The organism is Achromobacter kerstersii (genome assembly GCF_902859595.1).
Taxonomy (GTDB): Bacteria; Pseudomonadota; Gammaproteobacteria; order Burkholderiales; family Burkholderiaceae_B; genus Achromobacter; species Achromobacter kerstersii.
Map to the genome: position 1 here is coordinate 927,253 of NZ_CADIJQ010000001.1, position 14,924 is coordinate 942,176.

At 61.9% G+C, this 14,924-nt stretch carries 13 protein-coding genes and 1 pseudogene; 12 read left to right on the top strand and 2 right to left on the bottom strand.

What is annotated here, in order from left to right; translation table 11 throughout:
- Window positions 1-297: 297 nt before the first annotated feature.
- A complete protein-coding gene (locus HV765_RS04055; RefSeq protein ID WP_276529721.1) occupies window positions 298-1,452 on the top strand; it encodes a type II toxin-antitoxin system HipA family toxin in 1,155 nt (384 codons plus the stop codon).
- A 619-nt stretch (window positions 1,453-2,071) separates the two neighbouring features.
- On the opposite strand, the pseudogene HV765_RS04060 reads toward HV765_RS04055, so the two are convergent.
- Window positions 2,072-2,317, bottom strand: a pseudogene (locus HV765_RS04060) (YkvA family protein); the annotation flags it as partial.
- Window positions 2,318-2,436: 119 nt separating this feature from the next.
- On the opposite strand from HV765_RS04060, the gene HV765_RS04065 reads away from it, so the two are divergent.
- From HV765_RS04065 to arsB, 3 genes are read left to right on the top strand one after another with little or no spacing between them, the layout of a single operon-like run.
- On the top strand, window positions 2,437-2,766 hold the full coding sequence (locus HV765_RS04065; RefSeq protein WP_082386974.1) for an ArsR/SmtB family transcription factor: 330 nt from the start codon (window positions 2,437-2,439) through the stop codon (window positions 2,764-2,766).
- Between the two features lie 8 nt (window positions 2,767-2,774).
- Window positions 2,775-3,275, top strand: coding sequence for an arsenate reductase ArsC (locus HV765_RS04070; protein WP_175168888.1), 501 nt, complete (start codon window positions 2,775-2,777; stop codon window positions 3,273-3,275).
- A 4-nt stretch (window positions 3,276-3,279) separates the two neighbouring features.
- The gene (gene arsB, locus HV765_RS04075; RefSeq protein ID WP_175168889.1) at window positions 3,280-4,362 is read left to right on the top strand and encodes an ACR3 family arsenite efflux transporter; all 1,083 of its coding nucleotides are present in this window, start codon (window positions 3,280-3,282) and stop codon (window positions 4,360-4,362) included.
- Between the two features lie 21 nt (window positions 4,363-4,383).
- On the opposite strand, the gene HV765_RS04080 is transcribed toward arsB, so the two are convergent.
- The gene (locus tag HV765_RS04080; protein WP_175168890.1) at window positions 4,384-5,229 is read right to left on the bottom strand and encodes a LysR family transcriptional regulator; all 846 of its coding nucleotides are present in this window, start codon (window positions 5,227-5,229) and stop codon (window positions 4,384-4,386) included.
- A gap of 122 nt (window positions 5,230-5,351) precedes the next feature.
- On the opposite strand from HV765_RS04080, the gene mdcA reads away from it, so the two are divergent.
- The 8 genes from mdcA (at window position 5,352) to HV765_RS04120 (ending at window position 14,897) form a co-directional block, all read left to right on the top strand.
- Complete coding sequence (gene mdcA, locus HV765_RS04085) at window positions 5,352-6,998, top strand: malonate decarboxylase subunit alpha (RefSeq protein WP_175168891.1); 1,647 nt, start codon at window positions 5,352-5,354, stop codon at window positions 6,996-6,998.
- A gap of 10 nt (window positions 6,999-7,008) precedes the next feature.
- Window positions 7,009-7,326 (top strand): malonate decarboxylase acyl carrier protein, encoded by a 318-nt coding sequence (mdcC, locus tag HV765_RS04090; protein WP_175168892.1) that lies wholly within the window; start codon window positions 7,009-7,011, stop codon window positions 7,324-7,326.
- Window positions 7,323-8,273 carry a biotin-independent malonate decarboxylase subunit beta gene (locus HV765_RS04095; RefSeq protein ID WP_175168893.1) on the top strand — a complete coding sequence of 317 codons (951 nt, stop codon included), beginning with the start codon at window positions 7,323-7,325 and terminating at the stop codon, window positions 8,271-8,273. The genes mdcC and HV765_RS04095 overlap by 4 nt, the downstream gene beginning before the upstream one ends.
- Window positions 8,260-9,027 carry a biotin-independent malonate decarboxylase subunit gamma gene (locus HV765_RS04100; RefSeq protein ID WP_175168894.1) on the top strand — a complete coding sequence of 256 codons (768 nt, stop codon included), beginning with the start codon at window positions 8,260-8,262 and terminating at the stop codon, window positions 9,025-9,027. The genes HV765_RS04095 and HV765_RS04100 overlap by 14 nt, the downstream gene beginning before the upstream one ends.
- A gap of 9 nt (window positions 9,028-9,036) precedes the next feature.
- Window positions 9,037-9,732 (top strand): malonate decarboxylase holo-[acyl-carrier-protein] synthase, encoded by a 696-nt coding sequence (gene mdcG, locus HV765_RS04105; RefSeq protein WP_175168895.1) that lies wholly within the window; start codon window positions 9,037-9,039, stop codon window positions 9,730-9,732.
- A complete protein-coding gene (mdcB, locus tag HV765_RS04110; RefSeq protein ID WP_175168896.1) occupies window positions 9,710-10,624 on the top strand; it encodes a triphosphoribosyl-dephospho-CoA synthase MdcB in 915 nt (304 codons plus the stop codon). Before mdcG ends, mdcB begins: the two co-directional genes overlap by 23 nt.
- Window positions 10,625-10,626: 2 nt before the next feature.
- Entirely contained in the window at window positions 10,627-11,562 is a 936-nt protein-coding gene (gene mdcH / locus HV765_RS04115) for a malonate decarboxylase subunit epsilon (RefSeq protein WP_175168897.1), read from the top strand.
- Window positions 11,563-11,903: 341 nt separating this feature from the next.
- Complete coding sequence (locus HV765_RS04120; RefSeq protein WP_175168898.1) at window positions 11,904-14,897, top strand: autotransporter family protein; 2,994 nt, start codon at window positions 11,904-11,906, stop codon at window positions 14,895-14,897.
- Window positions 14,898-14,924: the final 27 nt, after the last annotated feature.

The following is a 14,924-nucleotide window of genomic DNA, read 5'->3' on the forward strand; positions in this document are numbered from 1 at the left end:
TAACGGTACGCGGGCGGACGTAGAAGTTGTTGGGGCCTTGATTAGCCAGACCGAGCAACGCTCGAGAACAGTATGTGAGCGATGTGGAGCGGCAGCGGCTGTAAGGGAACGGGCAGGGTGGTTGAGCGCGAGGTGCACTACGTGTTTCGAGAACAGCATTCATAACCCTTCAGACGAACAATGAGTTGTAAGCTCGAGATCCGCCACCGGACGGTCACTGTCGGGAGTATGGTCTATGCGCTTGGCGAAAGCGCGTACATTGGCGAGATCGATGCTCCCACCACTTGGGCTCCGGCCATGCTCGCAGCGCAGTACGCGCGCTCGACAAGGGGTGGGGCGCCGCCGCCATTTCTTGAAGTTTCCTTGCCTGAAGGCCACATGAGGCGTGCGATGCTTGCGCGTTTGGCGGGGAGGGTAGAGCCCGACGATTTCGCATTGCTGCGCGCTGTCGGTAGCAACATGATCGGCCTCATCCAGGTCGCCGACTCCAGCGCAATTGCTCTGCCATCGAGCGCCGGCTTGAGGCTGGGCGTCACTGAGGCGCTTCAAATGGAGGAGGGGAGCCTCATCGATTTGGTTTTCGACTCAGGAAAGGCGTGGCCAGGGATCTCCGGCGGTTTCATGAAGCTCTTCGTGACCAGCCCTGCAGCGGCCCCTTTGGAACGCGATCGTCATTGGATCGTCAAGCTAGCGGATGGTGACCGTCCCGGGCTGTGTGCTATCGAGTACTTTGGGATGTGCGCGGCAAGGTCAATGGGACTAGAGGTTCCTGAGACGATCATCTCAGATGATTACTCGCGCTACATGGTCGAGCGGTTCGACCTGGACGCCAGAGGCGAGCAACTTGGGTTCGCCGATCTGTGTGCAATCAGCGGCTCGCCCGCAGCTGACAAGTACGCCAGTTCGGCCGAACGAATCGTCGGGATGCTTGAAGCAGCTTGTGATTCGTCGACAGTAGCCTGCAGCCTGGATGGGTTCTTTGCTCAGTACCTGCTGGCCGGCGTCATCCGGAACGGTGACGCACATCTCAAGAATTTTGGCTTGTTGTACGGACAGACTTGTCCAGCAACGCTTTCGCCTGTCTATGACATGCTTAGCATGGCGGTTTACGCACCAAAACGTAATGACGGGGATGCCGATGATGGGATGGCTTTGACTCTCAATGGAAGCCGTCGGTGGCCTGCGCCAGCCATGCTGAGCGGCCTGGCTCGACGCTGCAAAGTGTCGCATGAACGCGAAGCCTTTTGGGTTGACCGCTTGGTGACAGCACTCGTAGACGCCGCCAGAGAAATGACCAAAGATAGGCGTCTGGCAGACGTCGACACAAAAACGAAGGCGGCTATTGCCAGGATGTTGGAGCTTTGGTCCATCGGATTGAGGCCGTACGACTCAGCAGCAGCCGAGTTCGTGCGACAGCTTTCGCGGGGAGTCACAGGTCCTTCAGGCCTGTGACTGGAGGGCCACCGAGCGCCGGCACGAGCTTCAAAGACCAGACTTGTGGCTTGTGAAGGGCGTCCACCGCGAATGTCCCATCCTTCAACTACCAACTTCATGGCCTTTTTTGCGCGGCCATGAAGTTGGTAGTTGGCCTAGATTCTGAAAGTTTTCCCGGTCTATTAGTGCTTCTGAAGTCTTCAAGATCAACAGCATGGCCGCCGACTCGTGGCTAACGGGGCAACTGAGGACCAGCTCACTCGGGTAACGAGCAAACGCCTGCCCGTCGATGGGTGTTCGACGGGAATTTCACATCCCTCGAATGGCCATACTTTTTCCGCCATCTTTACGTCCATCTGGCACTTTTAGGACAATCTTTTTGTCCATTTTCATTCATTGCATGAACTTTACGTCCATTTTGGTGGACGCAATGTTTGCTTCTTAAGTAGGCGGGCATTTTCTTCTAGCAAAAAGGCCGCCTTTTGTTGATTTGGGAAAAGATTGCGTCCACCGACTTCGCTGGCGGCTTAGGTTCGGGATCAGGAATGGCCGGTACCCCGCTAGCTTTAGACGTAATGCGCATAATGTGTATTATGTAAAGTACTAGCTATGGGTGAAGCCCTACTTATCGACCCATTCAGGCTCGTCGCACGAACCAAAACCACGCAGCCAGGCCCGCGCTCACCCACACTGCCACGATCAGCACGGCTCCCATCCTGCTGCGCGGCTTTGAGGCTGCCGACTCCATCCAGGCCTCTGCCTGGCGTCTGCAATCGGCAAGCACGTCCGGCGGCAAGCGTTTGATGGCCAGGTAGATCAAGCCTGGCAGCAACAGTACGTCATCGACATACCCCAACACCGGAATGAAGTCCGGGAGCAGATCGAATGCGCAGCGCGTTTGCGCTGCTCAATGTTGAAAATTCAAAGCGACAGCGGACGTCCATCTTCCCGATCACAGACTTGTACTGTTCTATAGTTCGACAATCGTTGTATGATCGAACAATGAACGAAGATCAAACAGTTTCAGCCCTCGGCGCCCTCGCCCACGCCCAACGTCTACGCGTTTTTCGCGCGCTCGTCGTGGCTGGGCTCGGCGGTCTCACTCCCAGCGTCTTGGCCGACCAGCTCGGCGTGGCGCGCAACACCTTGTCTTTCCATCTGAAAGAGCTGTCGCACGCCGGCTTGGTCACCGTTGAGCAACAAGGCCGAAATCTGATCTATCGCGCTGACTTCTCGCAGATGAATGCGCTGCTTGGCTACCTCACTGAACACTGCTGCCAAGGTGCCCCTTGCGAGGCCTCCGACTCCACACTCTCCACTCGTTGCTGCTAGGACTTCCCATGTCACACCCCCCTTTCAATGTGCTGTTTCTTTGCACGGGCAACTCGGCCCGCTCCATCTTGGCCGAAGGCCTGCTCAAAGGACTGGCTAACGATAGGTTCCACGCCTATTCCGCCGGCAGCACCCCTAAAGGCGAGGTTCATCCATTGGCCCTTGCCACGCTAAGCGCTTTTTCATTGCCTACCGATGGCTATCGGAGCAAGAGCTGGGACGAATTCGCAGAACCGGGCGCGCCGAAAATGGACTTCATCATCACCGTATGCGATAACGCCGCCGGGGAAGTTTGCCCCGTCTGGCCAGGTCAACCCATGACCGCCCACTGGGGCATTCCTGACCCTGCGGCTGATGAAGGAAGCGAGGAACAGCGTCGCAAGGCGTTCAATGACGCCGCGCGTGTGCTCAAGCGCCGCATCGAGCTTTTCCTTTCTTTGCCCATTGACCGCCTGGACGCCCTGTCACTCCAGACCGAGCTGCGCGGCATTGGCAAAGCCCAGGAGTAAGCCGATGTCAGTCCCTACACAGGCAGCGGCGCCCGTGCCTCACGCGAACGGTGGAATGAGCATCTTCGAGCGTTACCTGACGCTCTGGGTGTTTCTCTGCATCGTCCTCGGCGTTGCCCTGGGCCAGCTCATGCCCGCCCTATTTCAAACCATCGGGCATTTAGAAGTCGCGCAGGTCAACCTGCCCGTTGGCATTTTGATCTGGGTGATGATCATTCCGATGCTGCTGAAGGTGGACTTCGGCGCACTGGGCCAGGTCAAACAGCATTGGCGCGGCATTGGCGTGACGCTGTTCATCAACTGGGCAGTCAAGCCTTTCTCCATGGCGTTCCTGGGGTGGCTATTCATCCGCCAGGTCTTTTCGCCGTGGTTGCCGGCTGATCAGTTGGATAGCTATATCGCTGGCCTGATTCTTCTTGCCGCAGCCCCATGTACCGCCATGGTGTTCGTCTGGAGCCGGCTGACCGGCGGTGATCCGGTGTTCACGCTTTCCCAAGTGGCGTTGAACGACACGATCATGGTGTTCGCCTTCGCGCCCATTGTCGGGCTGCTACTGGGCTTGTCGGCCATCACCGTGCCGTGGGACACCTTGCTCGTGTCCGTTGGGCTCTACATTGTGATCCCGGTCATCCTCGCCCAGCTCTGGCGCCGCGCGCTGCTGCGTCGCGGGCACGACGCGTTCGAAGCGGCGTTAGCGCGGATCGGCCCGTTTTCCATGGCCGCCTTGCTGTTGACGCTGGTGCTCCTGTTCGCATTCCAGGGCGAAGCCATCATTGGCCAGCCGTTGGTGATCGCCATGCTGGCGGTGCCGATCCTGATCCAGGTGCTGTTCAATTCAGGCCTGGCGTACTGGCTGAATCGTCGCGTGGGCGAAAAGCACAACATCGCTTGCCCGTCAGCGCTGATTGGCGCATCCAACTTCTTCGAGCTTTCCGTCGCCGCCGCGATCAGCCTGTTCGGGTTTCAGTCGGGCGCCGCGTTGGCGACGGTGGTCGGCGTGTTGATCGAAGTGCCGGTAATGCTGCTGGTTGTGCGGGTGGTGAACCAGTCCAAAGGCTGGTACGACGCTGGCGCGAAACGGGGCTAAGGTCAGAGCGATAACGGACGACTACTCCAAGGCAGCCGCGCGCAGCGTGGCTTCCAGCGCCAGCACCGCCTCGGACACGACCGACGCACGGTCGATCACGAAGTCCAGTTCGCCCAGATCAGGCAAACCGGCGTCCAGCCGCACCAAGCCATCTGGCACCACATAATCGGCGAAGGCGCTGATACCCAGCCCCGCAATGGCCGCCGACTTCAGAACCGCGATACTGCTGCTGACGGTGGCGATGCGGTATTCGCGGTTCGCCGCCTTCAAGGTTTCCAGCACCCGAGTGCGCGACACGCTGGGTTCCGGATGCAAAGCGAGCGGCAGCACAGACTCGCCACCGGTAATCCTGGATTGCGGACCCACGCACCAATACAGCCTTTCGGTACGCACGACCTGGCCGCGATGGCTGCCTGACAGCCGCTTGGCGAACACCAGGTCATGGCGGCCTTCGTCCAGTTCCCGAAAAAGATCACCGCTAAGTCCCGTGGCGATGACCAGTTCTACCTGGGGATTTCGCTGCAGAAAATTGGCCAGCGCGAGCGTCAGCCGGGTTGACGCGAAGTCTTCCGACAGGCCCAGGCGCACGGTGCCATTTAACGCCGGACCAGATATCGCGGTAAACGCGTCATCCATCAGTTCCAGAATGCGTTGAGCGTAGTCGTACAGGGTTTCGCCCTGGCGCGACAGCCGCACGTTGCGCGTGTTGCGCTCGAATAGTGGCTGACCCACGATGTCTTCAAGACGGCGTATGTGCTGGCTGACCGTCGATTGTGACAGGCTGACGCGCTCCGAGGCCGCAGTGAAGCTGCCGCTTTGGACGACCGCCACAAAACTGCGCAGCAACTCGGGAGATAAAGGACGCATTACGAAACCCTCTGAATGGCAGCAGATAACTTCATAAATCAAGGCCGCGACTGGCGTTAGGATTTTACGCAGACGGTTGCCGATCAACGGCGGCCGTACGGATCAACAGTGGAGAATGCCTGATGACGGCCTGGAATAGCGCCCGGCGCGCGAAAGAAGAACGGATAACGGCCGGAGCCCGGTACGCCCAGGGCAAGGAGGTGGCCGCGGACGACGCCACCGCCTTGCTGGAGGCGGTGATCCGGCCCGGCGACCGTGTCTGCCTGGAAGGCGACAATCAAAAGCAAGCGGATCTGCTGGCCGTGGCGCTGGCTGCCGCTAACAACCAGATCCTGTATGACCTGCACATGGTTCAGTCGGGCGTCGTGTTGCCCGAACATCTGGATGTGTTCGAAAGCGGTATCGCAAAGCGGCTGGATTTTGCGTACTCCGGTCCTCAATCGCAACGCATTGCCCAATTGTTGTTCGGCGGCAAGATTGCACTGGGCGCCGTCCATACGTATCTGGAGCTATTCGCGAGGTACTTCGTTGATTTGACGCCCCAAGTCGCCCTTATCGCTGCGGTCAGCGCCGACCGGGACGGCAATCTGTACACCGGGCCGAACACCGAAGACACGCCCACGGTCGTCGAGGCCACCGCGTTCAAGGACGGCATCGTCATTGCGCAGGTGAACCAGATCGTGGACAAGGTGCCGCGCGTGGACATCCCCGGAGACCGCGTGCATTTCGTGGTGCAGGCCAACAAACCGTTTTATGTGGAACCGCTGTTCACGCGTGATCCAGCCGCCATCACCGAAACGCAGATTCTCACCGCCATGCTGGCGTTAAAGGGAATCTATGCGCCGTACGGCGTCCAGCGTCTGAATCACGGCATCGGCTTTAACACGGCGGCCATCGAATTGCTGCTGCCCACCTACGGCGAACGGCTGGGCTTGCGCGGCAAGGTCGCCACGCAATGGGCACTGAACCCGCATCCGACATTGATTCCGGCAATCGAATCGGGCTGGGTGCAGAACATTCATTGCTTTGGCTCCGAAGTCGGCATGGACGAATACATCCGTGCGCGCTCCGACATTTACTTCACTGGGCCGGACGGGTCGTTGCGGTCCAACCGCGCGTTCTGCCAGACGGCGGGTCTGTATGCCTGCGACATGTTCATCGGGTCCACGCTGCAGATTGATCTGCAGGGGCATTCGTCCACGGTGACCGCGGGTCGTATCGCCGGCTTTGGCGGCGCGCCCAATATGGGCAGCGATGCGCGGGGTCGCCGCCATTCCAGCGCACCCTGGCTGATTGCCGGCGAACAGGCGGACCCTGCTACCCCCGCCGCGCTGCGGCGCGGCCGCAAACTGGTCGTGCAAATCGGCGAGACCTTTGGCGACAAGAATGCACCGTTGTTCGTAGATCGTCTGGACGCGTTGACGCTGGCTGAAAGACTGCAGTTGGATCTGGCGCCCATCATGGTCTATGGCGACGACGTGACGCACATCGTGACCGAAGAAGGCATCGCCAACTTGCTACTGTGCCGCAACGCGGATGAACGCGAACACGCGATCCGCGGCGTTGCCGGCTACACGCCGGTTGGACGGCAACGCAACAAAAAGCTGGTCGAACAGCTGCGTGAACGCAAGATCATTCAACGTCCGGAAGACCTGGGCATTGATCCGCTGGACGCCGACCGCAGCCTGCTGGCCGCACGCTCGGTCAAGGATCTAGTGCGCTGGTCGGGCGGTTTGTATTCGCCGCCCGCGCAATTCCGCAATTGGTAAAGGTGAACACATGGAACATTTAAATTATCGCCACAAGACGACGCGGCAAGCGTCGGGCACGCAGACCAGCGCGGTGGTGGGCGTCGTGGCATCGGGCAATCTGGAAGTCCTGGTCGAGCGCGCCCTTCCCCACCATGACTGCGAAGTCGACATACACAGTCAGGCCACGGGTTTTGGCGATGTATGGAGTGCGGTGATCGCGGATTTTGTATCGCGCCGCGCCGTGGGCGGCCTGCGATTTTCGATCAACGATGGCGGGGCGCGCCCCGACACGGTGGCGCTGCGCCTGGCGCAAGCCGTGCGTGTCATGGAAGGAGGACAGCAATGAGCGCCCAACCACACGAGGTAACCACGCGGCCGCAGCCGGCCTTGGCGCCCATCCCGGCAAGCTGGTATGAATCCTCCGCGCGCAAACGCGTGACGGGGCTGTTGGACGAGGGAACGTTCATTGAATTCCTGGGTCCCGAGGCGCGCGCGGTCAGCCCGCACTTGCCGCTATTCGACCTGCCGCAACAATTCGACGACGGCATGATCGTGGGCAAAGGCCTGCTGGATGGCAAGCCCCTATTCGTCGCGGCGCAAGAAGGCCGTTACATGGGCGGCGCCGTGGGTGAAGTCCATGGCGCGAAGCTGACGGGGCTGCTGCGCGCCGCGCGCGACCTGGCCACCGTGCCCGTGCTGATTCTGTTCGACACCGGCGGCGTGCGGCTGCAGGAAGCCAACGCTGGCGAACTGGCTATCGCGGAAATCATGCGTGCCGTGGTGGAAGCTCGCTTGGCGGGTGTGCCGGTGATCGGTCTGATCGGCGGACGCTCCGGATGTTATGGCGGCGGCGGGCTGATCGCCGGTTGTTGCTCGGCGTTGGCCGTTTCCGAATCTGGCCGCATCAGCGTGTCCGGCCCAGAAGTCATCGAGACCAATCGCGGCATTGAAGAATTCGATTCATCCGACCGGCCGCTCGTGTGGCGGACCATGGGCGGCAAACACCGGCGCTTGCTGGGCGGCGCGGATGCGTATGCCGACGACACGTTGGCCGGATTCCGCCAGGCCGCGTTGAACTTGCTGGCCACTGCCCTGCCCTTAAGTGCTTCGGTATTGCAGAACGAACAAGCACGTCTGGAAGACCGGTTGACGCAATTCGGCGCCTGCGCCGACGCCCGGGATATCTGGGCGGCGCTGGGAGTTCCCTTACCTGCGGACGTACCCGATCTGGACTACGAGGCATTTTCGGAATTGGCGGATAGATTGCAGGAGGCGCGTCATGACGCTCGATGACATTCTGGGTTCGCTATTCGCGGACTCGCAGGGCTTGGTGCGGGAAAACGGCTTGTTGTGGGGACGCGCTCGGCTGGCGGATGACGGCCAGGACCGCATGCCAACCGTGATCGGTGTGGAAGGACGTGCGTTTGTCGGCGTGGACGATGCCATTGTGCTTGCCCGCGTGGTGCTGCAGACGATCGCCCAAGGCGCGGCGCAGGGCTCGCAAGAACCCATCCTGGTGCTGATCGACAGCAGCAGCCAGCGCATGAGTAAACGCGATGAATTGCTGGGCCTGAACGAGTTCCTGGCCCATCTGGCCAAAAGCCTGATCTACGCCCATGCGCGCGGTCATGCGACGGTGGGATTGTTATACGGCCATACGGCCGCCGGCGCATTCATCGCAACCGCCCTGGCAACCAGCACCTTGTTAGCACTGCCCGGCGCGCATCCCGCCGTCATGGATCTGCCGTCGATGGCGCGTGTGACCAAGTTGCCGCTGACGGTGCTGGAAGAAAAGGCCAAATCCACGCCGGTGTTCGCGCCCGGTCTGGACAATCTGGCGCAAACCGGCGGCGTGGCGCAGGTGTTGAATCCGGACCAGCCGTTGTCGGCGCAGGTGCGAGACGTCCTGGCTACGTTGACCACGGGCTTGACCCCGCGCGAGCGCGCACAAGATCACCGCGACCGCTTGGGCAAAACGCGCGGCGGCCGGCCCGTGGCCGCGGATATCGCCGACCAGGTCTATGCGCTGGCTCGCGCCGCAATCTAAGGGGCGTCAATGACACGCGCCAGCCCGCCTTATCCCCGTCATAGCCTGGTATGGGTGCGGCCCGATGCGTGGCGGGCCGTGATGGCAAGCCGGCCCGATTTGGCGGCGCTGCCACGCGTAGAACACTGGGCGTTACAAGACTATCCGCTGATCGTGCGCCGTTATGGCCACGAGGACGCCCAGGCCACCGATGACCGGGTGCCACTGGGCCTGCCGTTGCCGCCCGCCGATGGCAAGCAGCGCCTGTTCCTGAGTATGTCGCGAGCCGATATCGTGACGCACGGCCCCTGCCCGTTGCTGCAGGACGTCCTGTACGTGGCGCCCGCGGCATGGTTGCCATCCCTGCGGCGCGTGCTGCATTGCGCCCAAGCGCATGCCGTAGAAGTCAGAGTGTTTGGCAGCCTGGCCTGGCAGCATCTGACCGGTCTTCCTTATCTGTCGCCACACTCCGATATTGATCTGTTGTGGCGTTTGACCGCCAATTCCAAACAGATCCGTCAGTGGCTGGACGAGCTAGCCATGCTGGATGCGGCTGCGCCCATGCGGCTGGACGGCGAGCTGCTGCGTGCCGATGGCGCAGGGGTGAATTGGCGCGAACTACAGGGCGGCGCAGCCACGGTGCTGTTGAAAGCGACGCACGAAGCACGCTTGCTGACGCCCATGGAGTTTTTCAGGACTGGACATGACTGCGCTGCTATCGCGTGAAACCTTCAACCGGCAAGCGAACGGTGGTGATGCGAATGCCAGCCCCACCCCTGAATCCTGCGGCTCGCCATGGTCGGGGCAGGGGCTGGGTGCGTTGGCGGCGCGAAGTTTGTGGCTAGAGGTGCATACCTGGCCCAAGCCCGGCCTTGTCAGTCATGTCGATGCAGGCAGTCACGACGACATGAATGCCGCCACGTTTGAACGCAGCGCCCTTGCGCTGCAACCCTTTTTCACGGAATTGGCGCAAGCGGGATCGGACAATGCCCCGATGAGCACGCTACGCAAGATCGGCCTGCGTGCTGAGACCGCCATGTTTGCCGCGACAGGCGGCATCAACACGCATCGCGGCGCCATTTTCGGACTGGGGCTGTTGTGCGCCGCGGCGGGCCTGCGCGCCAAGCAAGAAGGCGCATCGACCACACACGGTCCCGCGCTGGGCGACATTGTGCGCACGCGATGGGGCGCCGACATCCTGGGCGGCCCGCGCCTGCCCGGCAGCCATGGCGAAACCGTGGTGCGGCGTTATGGCGTGGGTGGCGCGCGTGCGGAGGCCGCTTGCGGATTTCCCTGCGTGTATGAACTGGGCTTGCCCGCATTGCGGCAGGCCCTTGCGGGTGCGTGCATGGATGACAACGCTGCGCGTGTGCATGCCTGTCTGGCGCTCGTGTCGCAAGTTCAAGACACCAATCTGCTGCATCGCGGTGGCGAGGCGGGATTGCAGTATGCGCAGTTGCAGGCGCGGCGCTTCATGGCGGCGGGCGGCGTATTCCAAGCCGGGTGGCACGCCCGGGCGCAACGCATGCATCAGTCGTTCGTCCAACGCCGCTTAAGTCCCGGCGGCGCGGCGGATCTGCTGGCCATGACGCTGTTTGCGCATGCGGCCGGAGACTGACCATGGCCTTGGCTTTACTGTGCTCGGGTCAGGGGCGCCAGCACGCAGGCATGTTCGACCTGACAGGCGCGGCGCCCGCGGCACGCGGCGTGTTCGACCACGCCGCGTTGCTGCTGGGCGAAGATCCGAGGACCTGGGTCCGCCATGCCACTGACGAACAACGGTGCGTGAACCGCACAGCGCAGGTGCTGTGCGTTGTGCAGGCCATTGCCGCACACGCCGCATTGCGCTCCCTGTTGCCGCGCCGGTTGTGCGTGGCGGGATACAGCGTGGGAGAACTGGCGGCGTGGGCAGTGGCGGGGTTGCTGCCCGTTCAGGCTGCCTTGGACTTGGCCGTTACGCGTGCGCAGGCCATGGATGCCGCCAGCGGCGGTGCCCAAGGCATGTTGTTTGTGCGAGGGTTACCCCTGGCGGACATCCAAGCGTTGTGCCAGGGCCGGCAGGCTGCGGTGGCCATCGTCAACCCGGGCCAGGCCTGGGTGCTGGGCGGCCGCCTGACCGACCTGGCGGCCATTGCCACCCAAGCGGAACATCACGGCGCCAATCGCGTGGCCAGCATTCCTGTGTCGGTCGCGTCGCATACCTTTTTGCTGGCCGACGCGGTGGCGCCCTTCGCCAACGAGTTGCATCAAGCTGCGCCTCCCACGGCGCGCGCCACACCTGGTATCCGGCTATTCAGCGGCATCGATGCACAGGCCGTGCTGAACGTTGACGAAGGATTGAACAAACTGGCGCGGCAGATTGCCGAACCCATTCAGTGGGAACAGTGTCTGCAGGCCTGTGTCGAAGCAGGCGCCACCGCTTTTCTGGAACTGGGGCCTGGCAGAGCGTTGACCGACATGGCGGCAAGCGCCTTTCCCCGCGTTCCCGCAAGATCACTGGACGACTTTCGCACCTTGCAGGGGGTGAGCGACTGGTTGGCGCGCATTCCAGACTAACCATGAAAGCGTGTTCCAGGCAGCGTGGCCCTTCATTCAAATAAATTTTGTTTTTTAATAATATTAAATGTATCGATTCATGCCATTTTTATTATGCGGATGGTATCCAGATAACTAGTATTAAAAAATCGGTTGGTATCCAAATTTCCTAGTTATTTCAAAGGGATGGTATCTGTTAACCCGTATTTTGTGCTGTAAACAAATTGGTATACATTGCGTCCTTTTTTCGACGGCGCGTTCCATTTATTCGCCTATTTCGCCGTAACGCAATTATACGTTTACAGCGATTTAGTAATGCGTGGGCGCCGAGTTTAATAATCAGAAGATAGAGGACTCACGTTTTGATCAATGGCACGAAGAAGTGGCTGACAGCAACGCTCGCTTTGAGTAGCACGTACTACGGCGGCGTCATGGCGGCGGACATGACGGTTACGCAAGGTAATACCCAGGTGTTCGATGGTTCGGTGAACTATCCCGGCGGCGTCGATGTGAACGGCGGCACGCTGGTGATTGGCGGCAATGGCGGCGGCGCTGGCGTTGCCGTCACGGGTAACGTCAATGCCGCGTCGAACGGCACCGTCGCAGGCTTTGGCCGGATCAATGGCGACTTGAACGTGTCGGGCAACTCGCGCGTTGCGCCGGGTTATTCCGTCGGCACGCCGACCGGTGTGTCCAACGGCAATCTGGTCGTGAACGGCAACCTGTCGATGAACAATGCCGAATTTGCATTTGAAACCGGTTACGCCGGACTGCCGATTACGCAACCCGGCACCGGCGACAACATCACCGTTGGCGGCAATGCAGCCATCAACAACACCACGCTGAACGTCACCGTCAACACGCTGGGCGTCAACGCGGGCTACTACCGAATCCTGTCTTACGGCGGCACGTTGAGCGGCAACGGCCTGACGTTGGGCACGGTAACCGGCGACTCGCAGCCCGGCGCCACCATCCAGTCGCTGACGGGTGACAAGCAGATCAACCTGATCCTGGGTCCCAGCACGACCAACTTGTGGAACGGCAATGGTGTGGCGTCCGCGACCCGTTCGGGCGGCGGCGATGGCACCTGGACGGCGGCCAGCACGAATTGGAACAGCCCCACCAACGCCACGGGCGCCCTCCCCGATGCCGGCTATGCCATTTTCACGGGCGCGGCCGGCACGGTCACCGTCGACGGCAGCGCCGGCCCGGTGCGCGTATCGGGCCTTCAGTTCGCCACTGACCGGTATCGCCTGCAAGGCGCGCCCATCACGCTGGTTGGCAGCGGTGGCAACCCGCCGGCCATTGTCGTGGGCGACGGCACGTATGCGTCCGGCCAGTTCGTCGACATCATCGACAACCCGCTGCAAGGCACGCAGGGCTTCGTCAAGACCGGCCCCGGCTCGGTCATCCTGACCGCCGACAGCAGCGGCCTGACCGGCCCCATCTTGATCGCCGACGGCGCGCTGGAGATCGACGGCAAGCTGAACGGCCCCATTGATATCGGCCGCGAAGTGGTGCTGGCAGGCGTTGGCCAAGTGGGCACCACCACGCTCTACCCCACCGCTGTCGTGTCGCCTGGCAACGATGGCTCGCCCATCGGCACGCTGACCGTCAACGGCAACATGACCTTTGGCGAAAACACGATCTATCGCGTGCATGCCGACCCGGCCAGCAGCGCCAGCGACCGCATCCACGTCACGGGCGTCGCCTACCTGGATGGCACGGTGGCGCATGTGGGCCCCGACGGCAATTACGCGCCGCGCACCACCTACAACATCCTGACGGCGGACGGCGGCGTGCAAGGCACGTTCAAGGGCGCATCCAGCTCGTATGCGTTCCTGACGCCCACGCTCAGCTACGACGCCAAGAATGCGTTCATGACGCTGACGCGCAACGACGTGCCGATCGGAAGCATCGGCGGCTCGGACAACGCGAACAACGCGGGGAATGCGTTGGATCAGCAAGATCCGCCCGCGACCGGCAACGGATCGTCGTCGGCTGGAAACGGATCGGCGTCTACGGGGAATGGGTCGGCCTCCACGGGTAACGGTTCGACGGGTAACGGCTCGACGTCGACGGGTAACGGCTCTGCCACAACCGGGAACGGATCGACTTCGACCGGGACGGGAACGACAACCGGGACCACCGGCACCACTACCGGAACCACCACCGGAACCACCACCGGCACGACCACTGGCACGACGGCGGGGACCACCCCTGCACCCACCACCGGATCTTCCGTCGTCGCAAGCGGCAGCGCAGCGGACAAAACCTCTGGCGCCAGCCAGGTGACCGCGGCCGTCCTGACCATGACCCCGGGCGAAGCGCGCTCGGCGCTGTCGATGCTGTCCGGCGAAGCCTACGCCAGCACGACGAGCGTCTTGCAAAGCCAGGGCGACATGGTGCGCACGTTGCCGCTGTCGCACTTCCGCGGCAACCTTGACGCCCCGGTGCTTGCCGGCCGGCCGACGGCCCAATTGGGTGCGCCCTCGGCTGACGCGCTGCCGCAAAGCGGTGCCTCGCCCGTTTGGGCGCAAGCGTTCGGAAATTGGAGCAAGTTCGGCGGTGATGGCAACGCGACAAGCGTCAGCCAATCGGCGGGCGGCATTTTCATTGGCGGTGATGGCGCGGTCGGCAACGGCTGGCGCCTGGGTGGCGCGCTGGGCTACATCGGCAGCCACAACTCGATGGCCGATGTGTCTTCACGCACGAATGTCGACAGCTACACCGCAGCGTTGTTCGGCGGGCGCAACTTCGAGGCTGGCGCGGGCCATATCCGCTTCATGGCGGGCGCGGCCTACACCTGGCATGAGATCGACGCGAAGCGCGATGTGGTGGCGGGCAGCCTGAATCAGCAGCTCAAGTCGTCGTATAACGCATCGTCGACGCAGTTGTTCACCGAACTCGGCTACAACGTGCCGCTGAACGATGTCACCAGCATCGAACCCTACGCCGGTCTGGCGTGGAACCAGCTGCGCACGCGTGACTTCAAGGAGTCCGGCGGAACGGCTGCGTTGCATGGGTCGAGCAGCACTGACGACGTCACCAGCACCACGCTGGGCCTGCGCGGCGCATGGCAGTTCGGTTCCGACGTGGCGCCGGGCCGTCTGACCGCATCGTTGGGCTGGCGCCATGCCATGGGTGATGTGAAACCCAAGCAGGAACTGGCGTTTGACGGCGGCAGCACGTTCTCGGTGACGGGTGTGCCCATCGCACGCGATGCCGCCGTGGTGGGTCTGGGCGCCGAAATGGCGATCACGCGCAACACGACGGCGGGCGTTTCCTACGACGCGCAGTTCGGTGGCGGCAACCGCCAGCAATCCGGCGTGTTGAAGCTGGCAGTGCGTTTCTAAGCAGACGCCAACTGGCAAGCAGGCGTC